At 70.1% G+C, this 17361-nt stretch carries 11 protein-coding genes and 1 tRNA gene; 2 read left to right on the top strand and 10 right to left on the bottom strand.

Features of this window, described 5'->3' with window-relative positions; genetic code table 11:
• Nucleotides 1-29: 29 nt before the first annotated feature.
• From rho to ACGFQ9_RS19970, 7 genes are all read right to left on the bottom strand, one after another.
• Complete coding sequence (gene rho / locus ACGFQ9_RS20000) at nucleotides 30-2093, bottom strand: transcription termination factor Rho (RefSeq protein WP_393575245.1); 2064 nt, start codon at nucleotides 2091-2093, stop codon at nucleotides 30-32.
• 431 nt (nucleotides 2094-2524) lie between these two features.
• Nucleotides 2525-3454 carry a homoserine kinase gene (thrB, locus tag ACGFQ9_RS19995; RefSeq protein WP_393575243.1) on the bottom strand — a complete coding sequence of 310 codons (930 nt, stop codon included), beginning with the start codon at nucleotides 3452-3454 and terminating at the stop codon, nucleotides 2525-2527.
• A gap of 457 nt (nucleotides 3455-3911) precedes the next feature.
• Nucleotides 3912-4982 carry a threonine synthase gene (gene thrC, locus ACGFQ9_RS19990; RefSeq protein ID WP_393575242.1) on the bottom strand — a complete coding sequence of 357 codons (1071 nt, stop codon included), beginning with the start codon at nucleotides 4980-4982 and terminating at the stop codon, nucleotides 3912-3914.
• 7 nt (nucleotides 4983-4989) lie between these two features.
• Nucleotides 4990-6279 carry a homoserine dehydrogenase gene (locus tag ACGFQ9_RS19985; RefSeq protein ID WP_393575387.1) on the bottom strand — a complete coding sequence of 430 codons (1290 nt, stop codon included), beginning with the start codon at nucleotides 6277-6279 and terminating at the stop codon, nucleotides 4990-4992.
• Between the two features lie 179 nt (nucleotides 6280-6458).
• A complete protein-coding gene (lysA, locus tag ACGFQ9_RS19980) occupies nucleotides 6459-7850 on the bottom strand; it encodes a diaminopimelate decarboxylase (protein WP_393575240.1) in 1392 nt (463 codons plus the stop codon).
• A gap of 28 nt (nucleotides 7851-7878) precedes the next feature.
• The gene (gene nrtL, locus ACGFQ9_RS19975) at nucleotides 7879-8883 is read right to left on the bottom strand and encodes an ArgS-related anticodon-binding protein NrtL (RefSeq protein ID WP_393575239.1); all 1005 of its coding nucleotides are present in this window, start codon (nucleotides 8881-8883) and stop codon (nucleotides 7879-7881) included.
• Between the two features lie 87 nt (nucleotides 8884-8970).
• Nucleotides 8971-9420, bottom strand: a complete 450-nt coding sequence (locus ACGFQ9_RS19970; protein ID WP_393575237.1) for a PleD family two-component system response regulator — start codon at nucleotides 9418-9420, stop codon at nucleotides 8971-8973.
• Between the two features lie 104 nt (nucleotides 9421-9524).
• On the opposite strand from ACGFQ9_RS19970, the gene ACGFQ9_RS19965 reads away from it, so the two are divergent.
• Nucleotides 9525-9596, top strand: a tRNA-Arg gene (locus ACGFQ9_RS19965).
• 100 nt (nucleotides 9597-9696) lie between these two features.
• Nucleotides 9697-11310: a hypothetical protein gene (locus ACGFQ9_RS19960; protein WP_393575236.1), complete on the top strand. Its 1614-nt coding sequence runs from the start codon at nucleotides 9697-9699 to the stop codon at nucleotides 11308-11310.
• A gap of 8 nt (nucleotides 11311-11318) precedes the next feature.
• Here ACGFQ9_RS19960 and ACGFQ9_RS19955 read toward each other — a convergent pair whose 3' ends face one another.
• From ACGFQ9_RS19955 to ACGFQ9_RS19945, 3 genes are all read right to left on the bottom strand, one after another.
• The gene (locus tag ACGFQ9_RS19955) at nucleotides 11319-13439 is read right to left on the bottom strand and encodes a UvrD-helicase domain-containing protein (RefSeq protein ID WP_393575235.1); all 2121 of its coding nucleotides are present in this window, start codon (nucleotides 13437-13439) and stop codon (nucleotides 11319-11321) included.
• A gap of 63 nt (nucleotides 13440-13502) precedes the next feature.
• On the bottom strand, nucleotides 13503-15668 hold the full coding sequence (locus ACGFQ9_RS19950; protein ID WP_393575233.1) for an AIPR family protein: 2166 nt from the start codon (nucleotides 15666-15668) through the stop codon (nucleotides 13503-13505).
• Between the two features lie 76 nt (nucleotides 15669-15744).
• The gene (locus ACGFQ9_RS19945; protein ID WP_393575232.1) at nucleotides 15745-17334 is read right to left on the bottom strand and encodes a protein kinase; all 1590 of its coding nucleotides are present in this window, start codon (nucleotides 17332-17334) and stop codon (nucleotides 15745-15747) included.
• Between the last annotated feature and the right edge of the window lie 27 nt (nucleotides 17335-17361).

Genomic DNA, 17361 nt, shown 5'->3' with positions numbered 1-17361 from the left:
CCGGTCCGGCCTGTCCGGCCGGTCCTCGATCAGTCGTTGTTGACGGCCGAAGGGGTCGTCTTGGCGATCTGCATCAGGAACTCGGCGTTCGACTTCGTCTGCTTCATCTTGTCGAGCAGCAGCTCGATCGCCTGCTGCGAGTCGAGCGCGTGCAGCACCCGGCGCAGCTTCCAGACGATGGCGAGCTCCTCGCTGTTGAGGAGGATCTCCTCCTTGCGGGTGCCCGACGGGTCGACGTCGACGGCCGGGAAGATGCGCTTGTCGGCGAGCTTCCGGTCGAGCTTGAGCTCCATGTTGCCGGTGCCCTTGAACTCCTCGAAGATCACCTCGTCCATGCGCGAGCCGGTCTCGACCAGCGCGGTGGCCAGGATGGTCAGCGAGCCGCCGTCCTCGATGTTCCGCGCGGCACCGAAGAAGCGCTTCGGCGGGTACAGCGCGGTCGAGTCGACACCACCGGACAGGATGCGGCCGGAGGCGGGGGCCGCGAGGTTGTACGCGCGGCCCAGACGGGTGATGGAGTCCAGCAGGACGACCACGTCGTGACCCAGCTCGACGAGGCGCTTGGCACGCTCGATGGCCAGCTCGGCGACGGTGGTGTGGTCCTCGGCCGGGCGGTCGAAGGTCGAGGAGATGACCTCGCCCTTGACCGACCGCTGCATGTCGGTGACCTCCTCCGGACGCTCGTCGACCAGGACGACCATCAGGTGGCACTCGGGGTTGTTGGTGGTGATCGCGTTGGCGATCGCCTGCATGATCATGGTCTTGCCGGTCTTCGGCGGGGCCACGATCAGGCCTCGCTGGCCCTTTCCGATCGGCGACACGAGGTCGATGATGCGGGTGGTCAGCACGCCCGGGTCGGTCTCCAGGCGGAGCCGGTCCTGCGGGTACAGCGGGGTGAGCTTGTTGAACTCGGGGCGGCCGCGGCCGGACTCCGGCGCCATGCCGTTGACCGAGTCGAGGCGCACCAGCGCGTTGAACTTCTCGCGGCGCTCGCCTTCCTTCGGCTGGCGCACGGCACCGGTGACGTGGTCACCCTTGCGCAGGCCGCTCTTGCGGACCTGGGCGAGGGAGACGTAGACGTCGTTCGGGCCGGGCAGGTAGCCGGAGGTCCGGATGAACGCGTAGTTGTCGAGGATGTCGAGGATGCCCGCGACGGGGATCAGCACGTCGTCGTCGGCGACGGTGGGCTCGCCGGCACCGAACTCGTCGCGGCCACGGCGGCCACGGCGGTCGCGGTAGCGGCCGCGACGGCCACGGCGGCCGCCGTCCTCGTCGAAGTCGTCCTGCGGACCGTTGTCCCGCGGCGGCTGGGCCTGACCCTGGCCGCGGCCGCCCTGCTGCTGCCGGTCCTGACGGTCCTGGCGCTCCTGGCGGTCCTGGCGCTCCTGACGGCCCTGGCGGTCGCCGCCCTGGGCCTGGCCGGCCTGGGGCTGCTCCTCGCCCTTCGCGCCGCGGTCACGGCGGTCGCGCTGGCGGTCGCGGCGGTCACGGCGGCCGCGGCCCTCGCCCTCGGCGGAGACGGCGGTGGCGGCCTCGGCCTTGGCGTCCGCCTTGGCCTCGGGCTGCGCGGCGGCGGGCGCCTCGGTCTTGGGCTCGGCGGCCGGGGCCACCACGGTGGCAGCGGCCGGGGCGGCGGTCTCGGGGGCACCGGCGGGCGCGGTGGCCCGGCGGCGGCGGCGCTCGCCGGCCGGCTGGTCGGCGGTGGCAGCGGCCGGCTGGCCCGGGATGTCGATCTGCTGCTGGGCGGCGGGCGCCTCGGCGGCGGCCTCGCCCGTGCGGGCCTTGCTGGTGGCACGGCGCTTCGGCTTGGCCTCGGCGGTACCGGCGGAGTCCGCGGCCTTGGCGGGGGTACCGCCGCCGGCCTGCGCCTCCTTGATGACCTCGATCAGCTGGCTCTTGCGCATCCGCGCGGTGCCCCTGATCCCGAGGCCGGAAGCGACCTGCTGCAGCTCGGCCAGGACCATGCCCTCGAGGCCGGTGCCGGAGCGGCGCCGCCGCGAGGCAGGGGCAGTGGCGGCGGCGGTGCCCGCAGCGGGAGCACTGGTGTCGACAGTGGTGTCGGCAGCGCCCATCAGATCGGTGGTGTCGCTCACGAAGGGTCCTTCCCTGGAGCGGACGTCGGCCTGTCTGGCTCGGCGACCGGTTGTGCTGTCCGACCACGGGTCGTGATCTTGCTGATCGTGGCCCGAAGTCGAGGCGGTGGTCCGCCGGACATCGATACGGCGGAGAGATACGTGCATGGGTTCCGGCGAGAAGCCCCCCAGCTGGAAGCGTGGGAATGTGTCACGCCGATTCCGGAGCGTGCTCGAAACTGCCTGGCAGGAATCAAAGCAGTTGGGGAGGCTCCCGGAAGAAGGGTGGTCCCTGATGGGGACACTGAGCACCGAGCCCTGGCGGCTTCGGATGCGCACTTGAGAGTAACACTACCGGATCCAACAGACATTCCCCCTCTCGCTCACCGGCAATCGCGCCTCATCGCCCGGGTGTGCGGGCGGCCTGCCCGGCCGCCCGCCCCGGCGGGCTGTTACTGCCCGCCCTGGGTACCCAGGGGAAGGACGCTCGCGCCCGCGGCGTCGAGGGCGAGCCGGTTGGCCGCCCATCCCTCGCCCGCGAGCTGCGCGACCTTGTCGGCCGCGCCGTTGTCGACCAGCGCGAGGACCGTGGGGCCCGCGCCGGAGATGACCGCGGGCACACCGTCCGCCCGCAGCCGGTTCACCAGTGCGACGCTCTCGGGCATCGCAGGAGACCGGTAGTCCTGGTGCAGCCGGTCCTCGGTCGCGGGCAGCAGCAGCTCGGGACGCCTGGTCAGGGCTTCGACGAGCAGGGCTGCACGGCCCGCGTTGACGGCCGCGTCCACGTGCGGCACGGTGCGCGGCAGCAGGCCGCGCGCGGTCTCCGTCAGGACCGGCTTCGACGGCACGAAGACCACCGGAACGATGGAATCGGCGGGGTCCATCCTGATGGCCTTGGCGCTGCCGCCGTCCATCCAGGCCAGGGTGAAGCCGCCGAGCAGACAGGCGGCGACGTTGTCGGGGTGACCCTCGATCTCGGTGGCGAGCTCCAGCAGGGCCGCGTCGTCGAGCCGGGCCTCGCCGCCTATGGTCACCGCGCGGGCGGCGACGATGCCGGCGCAGATGGCCGCGGAGGAGGACCCCAGGCCGCGGCCGTGCGGGATGCGGTTGGCGCAGCGCACCTCCAGGCCGCGCGGCTGCCCGCCGAGCAGGTCGAAGGCGGTGCGCATGGAACGCACGAGGAGGTGGCTCTCGTCGCGGGGCAGCGTCTCGGCGCCCTCGCCCGCGATGTCGATGTCGAGGCCGGAGTCGGCCACCCGCACGACCACGTCGTCGTAGAGCCCCAGGGCCAGGCCGAGGGCGTCGAACCCGGGGCCGAGGTTGGCACTGCTGGCGGGGACGCGCACCCGTACGGCGGCGGCGCGGAACGCTGGACCGGCCATCGCTCGATGAACTCCTTGTGACTGTGGTGACTGCGCGAGACCCGAGCACGGGATCTGCCCGGGATCCGCTGGGGATCTTCCGCTGTGAATGTACTGGAGAACGTACGACACCCGGAGGCCCCTGAAACTCCCGAGGGGCAACGCCTTGTCACGTGACGGGGCACGTGCACGGTGGCGGATGTAAGTACAGCGTATCGAAGGAAGGTTCTGTCGCGACATAGGGCGCACAGGAGGCGCACGATGCGTGTCGCGCACACAGGCCCGGATTCTGCGGCTTTCACCCCGCATTGCCGGGTTTTCTTGCCTCGTTCCGCCGGGCTCCGGAGTGCTCCGGAACCCGGCGTACGGCGGCGGGCGCGATCAGGTCGGACCGGTTCTGCCCGCCTCGGCCCGCCTCAGGCCGCTTCGGGCCGTTCCGAGGCGGATCCGAGGCGGATCCAAAGGGGATCCGATGCGGTCAGACCAGGCCGAGGCGTACGGCGGCGGCCTCGGCGTCCACCGGAACGGTGACCGGCTGCGGAGCGCCGGCGATCGCCCAGTCGGGGTCCTTCAGGCCGTTGCCGGTGACGGTGCACACGATCGTCTGCCCCGGGTCGACCAGACCCTGCTCGGCGGCCTTGAGCAGACCGGCGACCGAAGCAGCCGAGGCGGGCTCCACGAAGACGCCCTCCTGGGAGGCCAACAGCCGGTAGGCGGCCAGGATCTGGCGGTCCGTCACCTCGTCGATGAAGCCGCCCGACTCGTCCCGGGCCTGGAGCGCGTAGTCCCAGGAGGCCGGGTTGCCGATCCGGATCGCGGTGGCGATGGTGTGCGGCTCCTTGACCGGCTCGCCGCGCACGATCGGCGCGGAACCCGAGGCCTGGAAACCCCACACGCGGGGGGTACGGGAGGCCAGGCCGTCGGCCTTGTACTCCTTGAACCCCTTCCAGTACGCGGTGATGTTGCCCGCGTTGCCCACCGGCAGCACGTGGACGTCGGGGGCGTCGCCGAGCGCGTCCACGATCTCGAACGCGGCCGTCTTCTGGCCCTCGATGCGCACCGGGTTGACCGAATTGACCAGCGCCACCGGGTAGTTGTCGGACAGCTGGCGGGCGAGCGTGAGGCAGTCGTCGAAATTGCCGTCCACCTGCAGGATCTTGGCGCCGTGGACCAGGGCCTGGCCCATCTTGCCGAGCGCGATCTTGCCCTGCGGAACCAGCACCGCGGAGACCATCCCGGCGCGCACCGCGTACGCGGCCGCGGAGGCGGAGGTGTTGCCGGTGGAGGCGCAGATGACGGCCTTGGCGCCGTCCTCCTTGGCCTTGGTGATGGCCATGGTCATGCCGCGGTCCTTGAAGGAGCCGGTCGGGTTGGCACCCTCGACCTTCAGGTGGACCTGGCAGCCCGTGCGCTCCGACAGCACCTGCGCGGGAACGAGCGGAGTACCACCCTCGCGGAGCGTCACCACCGGGGTCGTGTCCGTGACCGGCAGACGGTCCCGGTACTCCTCGATGATGCCCCGCCACTGGTGGGTGTGCTTGGTGCTCATGGGTCCTTTACTCCCCTTCAACGCGCATGATGCTGGCGACACCGCGGACGGTGTCGAGCTTCCGCAGCGCCTCGACGGTCCCGGAAAGGGCGGCGTCGGGCGCCCGGTGGGTGACGACGACGAGGGAGGCCTCACCGTCCTTGCCCTGCTGCCGGACGGTGTCGATGGACACGCCGTGCTCGGCGAAGACCGTCGCGACCTGGGCGAGCACGCCCGGCTTGTCGGCCACATCGAGGCTGATGTGGTACCGCGTCACGACCTCTCCCATCGGGCTGACCGGCAGCTGGGTGTACGCCGACTCGCCCGGCCCCGTTGCCTCGGCGAGCTTGTTCCGGCAGACGGCGACCAGGTCGCCGAGGACCGCGGAGGCGGTCGGCGAGCCGCCCGCGCCCGGGCCGTAGAACATGAGCCGCCCGGCGGCCTCCGCCTCGACGAAGACGGCGTTGTACGCCTCGCGCACGGACGCCAGCGGGTGGCTGAGCGGGATCATCGCGGGGTGGACTCGAGCCGTGACGGATTCGCCGTCGGCGGCCCGCTCGCAGATCGCCAGCAGCTTGATGGTGCAGCCCATCCGCTTGGCGGAGGCGAAGTCGGCGGCACTGACCTCGGTCATGCCCTCGCGGTGGACGTCGTCGAGCCGGACCCGGGTGTGGAAGGCGATGCCGGCCAGGATCGCGGCCTTCGCGGCGGCGTCGTAGCCCTCGACGTCGGCGGTCGGGTCGGCCTCCGCGTAACCGAGGGCGGTGGCCTCGTCCAGCGCCTCCTGGTAGCCGGCGCCGGTGGAGTCCATCTTGTCGAGGATGAAGTTGGTCGTGCCGTTGACGATGCCCATCACCCGGTTGATCTTGTCGCCGGCCAGCGACTCGCGCAGAGGGCGGATCAGCGGGATGGCGCCGGCCACGGCGGCCTCGTAGTAGAGGTCCAGCCCGGCCTGCTCGGCGGCGGCGTGCAGCGCGGCCCCGTCCTGGGCGAGCAGCGCCTTGTTGGCCGAGACCACGGCGATGCCGTGCTCGAAGGCGGTGGTGATCAGGCCGCGGGCCGGCTCGATGCCGCCGATGACCTCGATGGCGACGTCGATGTCGCCCCGTTTGAGCAGGGCGGTGGCATCGGTGGTGACCAGGGCCGGGTCGATGCCCTCGCGCACCCTGGAGGGACGGCGCACGGCCACGCCGGCGAGTTCGACGGGCGCGCCGATCCGGGCCGCCAGATCGTCGGCGTGCGTCGTCATGATGCGCGCCACCTCTGAGCCGACCACTCCACAGCCCAGCAGCGCCACCTTCAGCGGACGCGTACGCATCATTTGACCTACGCCTTTCGATCTTTGATCACTTCGATCGGCCCCGGTCCGCGGAATTGCGTACCGAGGTGGAACCAGTCTCACTCAATGGACAGCGGAATCCATCCTCGGTCCATTGAGTGAGACGTTATGAGACGTCCATTTTGGGGGGTCGGGGCGTCTCCCGGGAAAAACGCGTGTCATCCGAGGTCGAGACGCAGGAGATCTTCCTCCGTCTCGCGCCTGACGATCACCCGCGCCTCGCCGTTCCGGACGGCGACGACGGGCGGGCGGAGCGCGTGGTTGTAGTTGCTCGCCATCGACCGGCAGTACGCCCCGGTGGCCGGCACGGCGATCAGGTCGCCGGGCGCGATGTCGGAGGGCAGGAAGGCGTCCTTGACCACGATGTCACCGCTCTCGCAGTGCTTGCCGACGACCCGGGAGAGCATCGGCTCGCCCCCGGAGCGGCGGGAGACCAGCGCCACGCTGTACTCGGCGTCGTAGAGCGCGGTGCGGATGTTGTCCGACATGCCGCCGTCGACGCTGACGTACGTACGGAGCCCTTCGAGCGGCTTGATCGTCCCCACCTCGTACAGGGTGAACGCGGTCGGACCGACGATGGCCCGGCCCGGCTCGACGGAGATGCGGGGCACGCTCAGCCCGGCGCTCTCGCACTCGCGGGCGACGATCTCCTTGAGCGCCTTGGCGATCTCGTGGGGCTCGCGCGGGTCGTCCTCGGAGGTGTACGCGATGCCCAGGCCGCCGCCGAGGTCGATCTCGGGCAGCTCGATGCCGTGCTCGTCGCGTACGGCGGCCAGCAGGCGCACGACGCGCTTGGCGGACACCTCGAAGCCCGCCATGTCGAAGATCTGCGAGCCGATGTGCGAGTGGACGCCGATCAGCTCCAGGCTGTCGTGTCCCAGCGCCCGGCGCACGGCCTCGGCGGCCGACCCGTCGGCGACGGCGATGCCGAACTTCTGGTCCTCGTGCGCGGTGGCGATGAACTCGTGCGTGTGCGCCTCGACGCCGACGGTGACCCGGATCTGCACGCGCTGGCGGACCCCGAGGTCGGCGGCGACGTGCGCGACCCGGACGATCTCCTGGTAGCTGTCGAGGACGATCCGGCCGACGCCGGCCTCGACGGCCCGGCGGATCTCGCGGACGGACTTGTTGTTCCCGTGGAAGGCGATGCGCTCGGCGGGCATCCCGGCGGCGAGGGCGGTCGCGAGCTCCCCTTCGCTGCACACGTCGAGGTTCAGCCCCTCCTCCTTGAGCCACCGCACGATGGCCTTGGAGAGGAATGCCTTTCCGGCGTAGAACACGTCCGCGTCCTTCCCGAACGCGTGCGCCCACGCCCGGCACCGCTGCCGGAAGTCCTCCTCGTCGAGGAAATAGGCGGGCGTGCCGAATTCCTCGGCCAGCCGGGTGACTTCGATGCCGCCGACGCTGACGACGCCGTCGTCGGCGCGGGTGACGGTACGGGACCAGACCTTCTCGTCCAGCACGTTGAGATCGGCCGGCGGCGGGGAGTAGTGCCCCTCGGGCAGGTCTGCGGCGTGGCGGGGCCCGGCGGGGTGCGCTGAACGGCTCATCTCTGGTTCTCCAACAACTCTCTGGTCTCTAGATCAGCTCGGGGGCGTCGATGCCGAGCAGGGCCAGGCCGCCGGCCAGCACCGTCCCGGCGGCTTCGGCAAGGGCCAGCCGGGCGCGGTGGGCGGCCCCGGGTTTCTCGTCCCCGACGGGCAGCACCGTGTAGTGGAAGTCGAGCAGGGCGTCGGCGACCACGACGAGCTGCCGGAGGAGCCGGTCCGGCTCCCGGTGGTGGGCGGCGGCCTCGAGGGCGATGGGGTAGTCGGCGAGGGCTGCGAGGAGGGCGGGGGCGTCGACGGGGCCGACGTCGGCGGCGTACCCCAGCCGGGCGGCGTTGCGGGTCAGGGCCAGGGCGCGCGAGTGCGCGTACCGCACCCGGAACAGCTCACTGCTCTCGTCCTGCACGAGCAGCCGGTCCGTGAACACGGGGGTCTCGGCGGGCCCGACGGCGAGCATGGCCCACCGCGCGGCGTCCGCCCCGTACCGACCCTCGACGTCGCCGTCCCTCCGGGCGACGGGTGCGACGGGTGTGACGGGCACGCCGGCCCCGGGCCGCGCTCCGTCGCCGGTGACGCCCTGGCTGGCGGCGATGCCCTGACTTGCGGCGATCCGCAGGACGGCCCCGGTGACGGCACGCCGGCGGGGCTCGCGTGGCTGGTCGGCGGGCACATCGGGCCGATAGGCGTTCTCGGCGAACCCGTAGGGCAGCAGGTCGGAGGCGAGCACCCGGGCCACGAGAGCGGCACTGCCGCTCCCCTGCAACGTGAAGTTCAGGAAACCCGCGCCGGTGATCTCCACGTCCCGGATACCGGCCTCGGCGGCCAGCCGCCGCGCGAGCACCCCGGCCACGTCGGCGGGCTTGATCCCAGCCCCCTTGGCGACCCGGAAGGCGACGGCGGTGGCGTACTCCCCCACCCCACCGGGCCGGGTCCGCTCCACGACGACCCGCTCGGGGACCTCGACCGCCAGCTCCCCGTCCTCGACGGCGCAGCGCAGGGCGCGTACGACGGAACGGGAGAGATCAGCGGGGTTCACGGCACCAGCCTAGGCGAGAAGCCCCCACCGGCCGCGAAGGGTTTCGCCATGTGAAATCGAGGCAATCGGCGTGCGGAGCCCGCGGGGCTACCGGCCGAGCCGGACACCCTTCCGGTCCACGAGCCGCCGTACGACCCGCACCAGCTCCGCCGGCTCGAAGGGCTTGGCGAGGAAGGCGTCCACCCCGGCCTCCACCCCGACCTCCACCTCGTGCTGCGTGCAGGCGCTCACGATGGCGACGGGCAGGTCCCGCGTCCGCGGATCGGCCCGCAACCGCGCGGCGGTACCGAACCCGTCCAGCCGGGGCATGACCACATCAAGCGTCACCACGTCCGGACGCACCTCGTGCACCACGTCCAGACACTCGGCACCATCGGCCGCGGTCACGACCTCGAAGCCCTCCAGCTCGAGATTGACCTTGATCAGCTGCCGGATGACCTTGTTGTCGTCGACAACAAGAACCCGACCCGAGGCTCCTGGCACAACTCGAGAGTAGGTCGCCGCCCGCCCCCGCGTCCGGGTTTTGCCCACTTCCACCCCGTCCGAGCGACCCGGCCCCCTCTCCTGCCGGAAACCCGTTCCGGATCACCCCGCCGGAGCTGGTAGTGTTCTTCCCGTCGCCGCAAGCAAGCGAACGACACGCCCCCGTAGCTCAGGGGATAGAGCAACGGCCTCCGGAGCCGTGTGCGCAGGTTCGAATCCTGCCGGGGGCACTTCGCAGGAAGTGCCCAAAGACCCCGCCATCAGCGCCAAAGCTGAGGACGGGGTCTTTGCGTATGTAGACGCCATCTTGTCGATCAAAGGGATTTGGACGTGGACGTGATGGAGCGCCCCGAGTTACTGCCCGCCTGCGACGTGCCAGCCCGGCTCAGAGAGCCCGACGACCGGGTAAGAGAGTGGCTGGTGCACTTCGGGGATGAAGCCCGGGGCGACAGTCGACGGATCGGTGGCGTCCGTGCTTGTGCCCTCCGAGGAGGGCCGGCGCTCGCCGCCGCGGCATTCATGATCGGCACTCCCGGCCTCTGGGCCGAAGGCATCCGGCGAATCGCGCGGATCGCAGGCGTCCACGTGGACCGTCCTCCCTACACCGCTTCGGAATCCCTCGTCGGAATCTGTTATGTGGCAGGCACCAAGGGACTGCCATCCGGACTGCGCCATCGGGCAGCCGACGCACTCGTGACCCAAGCTCAAGAAGCCGGCTACGCCGAAGCACGCCATCTGCTGCCCAGGAACGGCTGGGATTGGCTGGCGGATGCGGTGCGTTCAGGCTGGGCCCTGTGGACAGCCACCCGTTTCTCGGAGGACGAGACCGCCCCGGTCGCTACCCGCATGCGCGTCGGACTGGCCCTCGCCGAACACGACTGGCCAGGAAGCTTCGTCCCCGAGGCACTCGGAGTTCTGGTGGCACATCCGCGTGCCCGGAGCACGGACCGCCTCTCTCTCGCTCTTGCCGTCTCCCTGCGGGCACCCTCGGAGGCGCAGGACCTGTTGTGCCGACTCGCGTCCGACCCGCTGGTCCAGCCAGGGCACCGCATGCAGGCACTCGGCCGACTGGATGAGGTGAATCCGGCCAGGGCCCAGGAGATGCGTGCACTGCAGACCCGTCTTCCCTCAGCCCGCGCGGCCCGTGACGACCATCGAGAGGCAACCGAACGGGCAGAGCGTGAAGCGGCTGCCCGACGGGAGCTGGAGGCGCCCGGCGCTGTGCTTGAGCGGCTGGACTCCGAGATCGAGCTGATCCTGGCTGATCTACGGGAACGCGGCTCCGCCGAGTGGCTCGCCGATGGTCTCGACGACCATCTCGCGGAATCGGACTGGCACGGTGTTGAAGAGGACGTCGCTGTGATGTGCGGCGTCGCCCGGGATGGTGGCGTTGAGTCCGCTATCCGTGCCCTCGACCTGCTCACGCGGATCCGACACGGTGACGGAACGCTTCTCCCCGAGGATTCACCCGGTCCCGGGGCACCGAACGGCGACGATTTCCCCAGGCTGACCCAACAGGATCTCGATGACTCGGCTCGCCGGCAGGCCGAGCGGTCCTGGGTGGTGTGGAAAGGCCTCGTCGAGCAGTACGGCTGGGACGAGGACCGGCTGGAGGAGCTCGGCCTCCAGGTGGCGAACGTGAACCAGATCGTCCGCGAGTGGCTCTGCCAGGAGACCGCAGACCATTTGCGTCGACTCCGGGAACACCTGGTATGGGAACTCTGGCCGGATCTCGCGAGCGCAGCGGAGGAACGGGACTACGCAGCGGCCCTGGCTCATCTGGCGAGCGCGCGCCGTCTCGCGGACGAGGCCGAGCAAGCCGAAACCCTGTGGAAGGAGGCAACGGCCATGGCCTATGCCTTCGATCCTCTCACTCTCTCCTGGCCCCGTGAATTCTGGCTGGTGTTCGAGGAATGGCGCCGGAATGCGGGACCGGCCAGCTGAGTCGACCCCTAGACCAGGAACGGGCTCGGGTCTCCGGACCAGGAGACGTACAGACGGTCCCTGGCCCGGGTGCAGGCCACGAAGAGGAGGCAGCGTTCGGCGAGCAGGTCCGCCTCGTGCTGTAGGCGGTCCACCTCGGGCGGGGTGACGGCCTTGGGGAAGGGCAGGGCGGCGGCGTTCGCGCCGATCACCGCGACGCACCGGTACTCCAGCCCCTTGAAGGAGTGCATGGTTCCGACGGTGACGACACCAGGGACAGCCGGCGTGTCACCACGCAGTCGGCCGGCCGGGATACCTGCTGCCCGAAGTGCCACGGCCGCCTGGTCGCAGGTGTGGTTGAAGCGGCCGCTCACCCCGATCTCCTCAGCCGCGATCCCGCTGTCGAGCCAGTCGCGTATCCGCGCGACCAAGGACTCGAGCTCCGCTTCCGGAGAAGGCGCCGCGTGTGTCTGTGGGGCGTTGCCATGGAGTGCCGAGCGATATCCGAGCAGCGTCTCGTGGCGGGCGTCGTCCTCCAGCTCCGAGAAGGGGCGGCCCACGAGCAGGCCGGTGGACCAGCTGAGGATCTCGTGGGTGGACCGGTAGTTCTTCCGCATCTTGGTAGACCGGCCAGCGACCTTGATCCCAACGGCTTTGAGGGACACCTTGGCGTCGTAGATCCGCTGGTGCGGGTCTCCCGCGATGAACAGGTCGTCCGGGCGCCTCGGGGCAGCGGCGCGCAGAAGACGCCACTGAGCGGGGTGCAGGTCCTGGGCCTCGTCGACGACGACGTGCCGGTAGCGCGGCCCGGTCCTTTCCATCAGGTCCGCGGCTTCCGCGCAGGTGCCGAGGTAGGTCCGCCGACCGTCGGAGGCCAGCCCGGCAAGAAACTCTTCGATGGCACCCCACACCGGCGGACGGGCCGCCGCGGGCAAGGCGCTGCCTCGCCCTCTGCGTTCGGCGGCTTCGTACTCGTCGTAGGTGCGCAGGTTCTGGGCGAGGACGACGTGCTTGTACTCCTGGGCGAGGAATTGCGGGCTCCCGGTGAAGCCGGCTGCCCGTGCGGCCTGCTGCCAGCGGGCCGCCTCCTCGTCGGCGCGCAGGGGCCGACGAGATGTGGACAGCACCCGTCCGGCGAATGCGTCGACGGTCATGATGTCCACCCGGTCCCTGAGGGTCTCGTCGTCGACGAGTTCGGCGAGGCCCGCGCGCAGGGCGGCTACCAGGGCATTGGTGTAGGTGGTGAGGAGGATCCGGTCGCCGTCACGGAGGTGGCCGAGGAGGTGGCGTACGCGGTGCAGGGCGACGACCGTCTTGCCCGTGCCCGGGCCTCCGGTGACCTGGGCCGGGCCGGAGTAGGAGGGCCGGTAGGCCACCTTGTGCTGGGAGGGGTGCAGGAAGACCCGCCAGGCGGCAAAGGGCTTGTCGAGGATCTCGCGGAGTTCGTCCGATCCGGTGACCAGGGCGATGCGGGTACGAGTGTGCCGGATGGCGGTTTCGTAGTCGGCGGGGTTCACGGGCTCCGTGCTGTCGGCGGCGGCCAGGCTGACGGCGACGACCTCGCGCCATACGTCCTCCACGGTGAATCCGGCAGCGAGGTATTCCAGTACCTCCCGCTGGTCCTGGGGGAAGAACGGCGCGAATGCCTCCAGCTGGTCCGGGCTGGTCAGGACCCGGGCCTGGCGCAGGGTCGTGCCGTCGATGCCGAGGGCCGCGAGGTCTCCGTCCGAGAACTTGGCGAATAGCCGTTGCTCAGGGGCGGGCGCGGTCCGCTCGTATGCGGGCGTGAGCTCCTCCAGTACCGCGATGTCACGGATCTCGACGGCGCGGGTGACCGTGTTGATGCTCGCCTTCTGCTTGACGGCCCATGCATTGGCCTCGTCGTGCGGCAGCACCCGCAGCAGGACGTACGTGTCCCCGCTGTCGGGTGCCAGCACTACCCCTCGGGTGCCGCGGTCGATCCGGATCGTCCGGATGTGCGGATCGCGGGCGTTCTTGAGCGACTCCAGCTTCAGGCCGGGGTCCTTGAACAGCTGGTCCAGGGTGAGCCGTTCGAACTTCTCCCAGGCATCGAAAACCCCCTTGCGGACCGTGCCCTGGAGTTTGGGGAGCTGGGAACAGAAGGCGATGTCGAAGGCGAGGCGGGGCATGGGTGGATCTCCTCATCACGTGCGGCGGGGCGCCGGCAGCCCTGCCGGCGCCCCCGGCTGTCGTCAGTCGCCTTCGCCACTCGGCAGGGGTTCTTCGAGACCGCTGAGGACTCTCCGGGCCAGGTCGGCAAGAGTCTCGCCGGTGGAGGTGAGCCATCGAGCGGTGCCCTGGTTCGCCACGGGTCGCTGCTCCCATTCGGCGAGCTCCCACATATGGGTGATCAGTCCGGACGGCGAGTACTGCTTGCCGTCGGCCGCCCACAGCACTGGCCGGGACCGGTGCTTGACCCAGGTGGCGCGGGAGCGCCGCTCATCCTCGGCCAGCCAGCCCGCAAGGGCCTCCGCCTCCATGGGGTAGGCGGTGGTCAGGGTGAGGGGGTCACCTTCTTCAAGCACATCCTGGTCGATGAGAACGTGTACGGCGTTCCGGAGGCGAGGCTTGCGCTGTGCGGGAATGCGGCGGTACTTCTCCCACTCCGCCGGGTCCTGTGCCGCTGTGCCGCCGTCGATTACCTGGTCGGCGATCTCACGGCTGCGAACGACATCCGCGCACACTGCCCGGATCGGTGACCGGTCACCATAGAGTCCGTCAATTGTCGCAGCGAGCCTGGGGAGCAGTTCCTGTATCAGGTCAGGAACCCGCGCCACGGCAGCAGCGGACCATTCGAGCTTGGGGTCCGGCTCGTCGATCGCCTCGGTGTCCAGGCTCCGGAACACGAGGTGTGCGAGCAGATAGGGGCCATGTTCGACGAGCGCGGCGCCACGGCCTTCGTAGCGCGAGCGCAGGGTGTGAAGCTCTCGACGGACGGCGCGCAGGATCTGCACCCCGTTCCACAGGAGGTACACCCCAGGCTGCGGCCGGAAGAGCACGTCATAAATGCCCTGGCTGCCGCGCTCCCACAGCACATCCAGGGTGGTGGCCATTCGGGCGGCATACTGGCTGTCGGGATGGGCGCAGGCGAGGGCGCACGCAGCCTCGACAACCGAACACCCCGTATCCTCGGGCGGGTCCAGTTCACCCCGGCGGACGCTGTAGTCGAGCCCGAGTTCCGCCCGCATTTCTTCCAGGATGGCGGCCTGTACGGGGTCGAGCGCGATGAAGTCGCGTGGCTCCACGCGGTTCTGCCTGTTGGTCGCCTGCGTGGTCCGCTTGGCGAAATTGGCCGACTTGCCTGTGACGATGATGCGCACGGGCACCTGCGCGGAGGCCGCGCCTTCATCGGCGGCGACGGCATCGGCCACGGATCTGACGGTCTGAGCACCGTTCACGACGCTGGCGTTGTGCAGTTTCAGCGTGAGCGGGTAAGCGTGAGGCATCCGCATCGACTGATACGCCTTTTCGACCGATTCACACAACACAGTGATTCCGTTGTTGAAATAGAGGAAATGTGCGGGTTCCTCGGCCAGAGTCTCGATCAAGTCGTTGTTGATCGACGTCCGGCCCAGCGGATTGCGGATGTTGAGGTTGAAGAGGTGGGAGCCGTGCTCAGCCCACTCCGCGACGATCTCCGCCGCAACGACACCCTGATAGGACTCATAGGGAGTGCTGACCCCGAACCAGGGAAAGAGAACGGTCTCGAGCTCCACGGGCTTCGGCACCAGGTCCTTCCGCACCGAGGCCCAGACATCGGGAGCGAGGATGATCTTGTGGTCGAGAAGGTCACCGAATCGGTTGAATTCCTTCTCGCCGTTGATCAGCGCCTGCCGGAATCCCTCGATCACCTCATCCGTGCGCATGAGGACGACGACCTGGGTGACGGGCACCGGCCCTCGCGACATGACCGCCTTGGCCTGCTCGGCCAGTCGGCGGCCGCGTGGGTTGAACGGTGCAAAGTCCTCGTCGTCGATGAGCCTCAGCCCGGCGAGCAGTTCGAGAACGGCCTCCCGCTCGCTCTTGGCCTTGCCGTACTGGCTCCACTTAGCCTGGACGAGGTAGATGTGTGGGTCGGGACCGTCCACCACTGCAATCGCGTCGATGCCCTGGTCCGCAATTCCGTCTATGACGGTGTCCGCCGCTTCCTGCGGGCTGAAGCCGGTGACCATCCGAACGGCCTGGGCGGTGAGCGCCCGCGACAGCAGTCGGGGCTCCCGCTCCTGAGGCGACTTGTCTTCCAGGTCACTGACGTGCAGGAGACCCCCCTCCAAGTACACAGTCCGAAGTGCCCGCTCCACCTGACGCACCTGAAGGGCCACGGAGTCGCTGCCGTCTCCAGGCTTCTTCCCGCTCATGATCTCTCCTTCCTCAGCGGCCGGGCCCGCCCCAGCGGCACGGCCTTGAACATGACCGACGTACCGACAGGACGGCTCAGGAGGCCTGGCCGTCGAGATCCAGCCGTATCAGTGCCAGCGCCTCGGCGATTTCGGCCGTCAGCTCGTCTGCGGGGCCGTAGACGACGTTCAGGTCGGCGTGGAGGGGTTCCAGGAGGACCAGGGCGTCGGGGGCGCGGCCCTGGGCGAGCAGCAGCATGCCGATGTCCCGGCGCAGTTCGATGGCTTCCTCGCTGACGTCGCTGTCCACAGCCCGGACGACGGCCAGGACCGATTCGAGTGCGGTGAGGGCTTCCGTGACCTGGCCGAGTTCGGCGCGGCAGCGGGCGGCCTGGGCGCGGCACGCGCGGGCCTGCTCGCTGGTGGGGCCGTTGATGCGGCCGTACGCATCGGCGAGCACGGCGAACTCGGGCAGGGCGGCCCGGTAGTCACCACCGAGCAGCCGGAACGCGGCCCGCTGGGTGCGCAGTTCCAGCACCTGTCGGCTCTCGGAACCGAGCGCACGGGCCGCGGGTTCGATGACCTCGCTCAGCACTTCGGCTGCCTGCGCGAACCGCTCCTCCTCGATGAGGGCGTCGGCGTGCGCGTACGCCTCCTTGATCTCGGCCCGGAGTTCGGCGGGGACGGGCAGGGGCACGGCGCCCGGGGCGGCTTCTCCTGAGGGCGCGCCCCCTCCGCCTCCCGCGGCCTGGGGGCGGGCGCGCGGCGCGTACGGGTTGCGGAACAGCCCGGTCGGGTCCGGGGCCCCTGCTGGCCCGGCCTCGTCGGGTGAGGCTGCCTGGCCGGCTGCGGGCAGGAAGGGCCGCAGCCGCTCGTACACCTCCTGGATGTCTGCGGGTCGTGCCTCCGGGGCCTTGCGGAGCATGTGCAGGACGAGCTCTTCCAGCGCCGTCGGCACGTCGGGGCGCAGTTGCCGCAGCGGAGTGGGGGCGGCGGTGACGTGCTGGTACATGAGCGCGAGCTCGTGGTCCGAGTGGAACACGACCTGCCCGCTGAGCAGTTCGTGAAGGACGCACCCGAGCGCGTACAGGTCGGTCTGCGGGGTGATGCGGCCACCGCGGACCTGCTCGGGAGCCATGTACTGGGAGGTCCCGATGGGCGTACCGGTCGCGGTCAGCTTGGTCGCGTCGGTGCGCAGGATCGCCGCGATGCCGAAATCGAGGACCTTCACCGTCCCGTCGCGGGCTACCAGGATGTTGCTTGGCTTGAGGTCACGGTGGATGGCCGGCACCTCGTGGGCGTGCGAGAGCACGGTGGCCACCTGTGCGGCGACGGCCGCGGCCCAGCTCACGGGCAGTGGCCGGGCCGGGTTCACGTAGGCGGACAGCTGCACGCCCTCGACCAGTTCCATGACCAGGAACAAGTGCTCCTGCGCGTCGTCGAGGACCGCGTCGTACACCTGAGGGACGCCGGGGTGCTGGATCCTGGCCGTGATCCGCGCCTCGCGGCGGAACCGCTTGGCGAATTCCTCGGCCAGCTGAGGTGAGGTGACGGACTGCTGCCGGATCAGCTTCACTGCCACGGGCCGGTCCAGCACGGCGTCGTAGCCGCGCCAGACGTCTCCCATGCCGCCGTGGTTGAGCTCCTCCAGGAGTTCGTATCGCCCGGCGATCACCTGCTGCGGCACCTTGCCCCGCCCCCGTCGCGTCCGTGC

This window comes from Streptomyces sp. NPDC048603, assembly GCF_043199475.1.
Classification (GTDB): domain Bacteria; phylum Actinomycetota; class Actinomycetes; order Streptomycetales; family Streptomycetaceae; genus Streptomyces.
The sequence above is the reverse complement of the archived record's forward strand: the minus strand, read 5'-3'. Positions and strand labels throughout refer to the sequence as shown.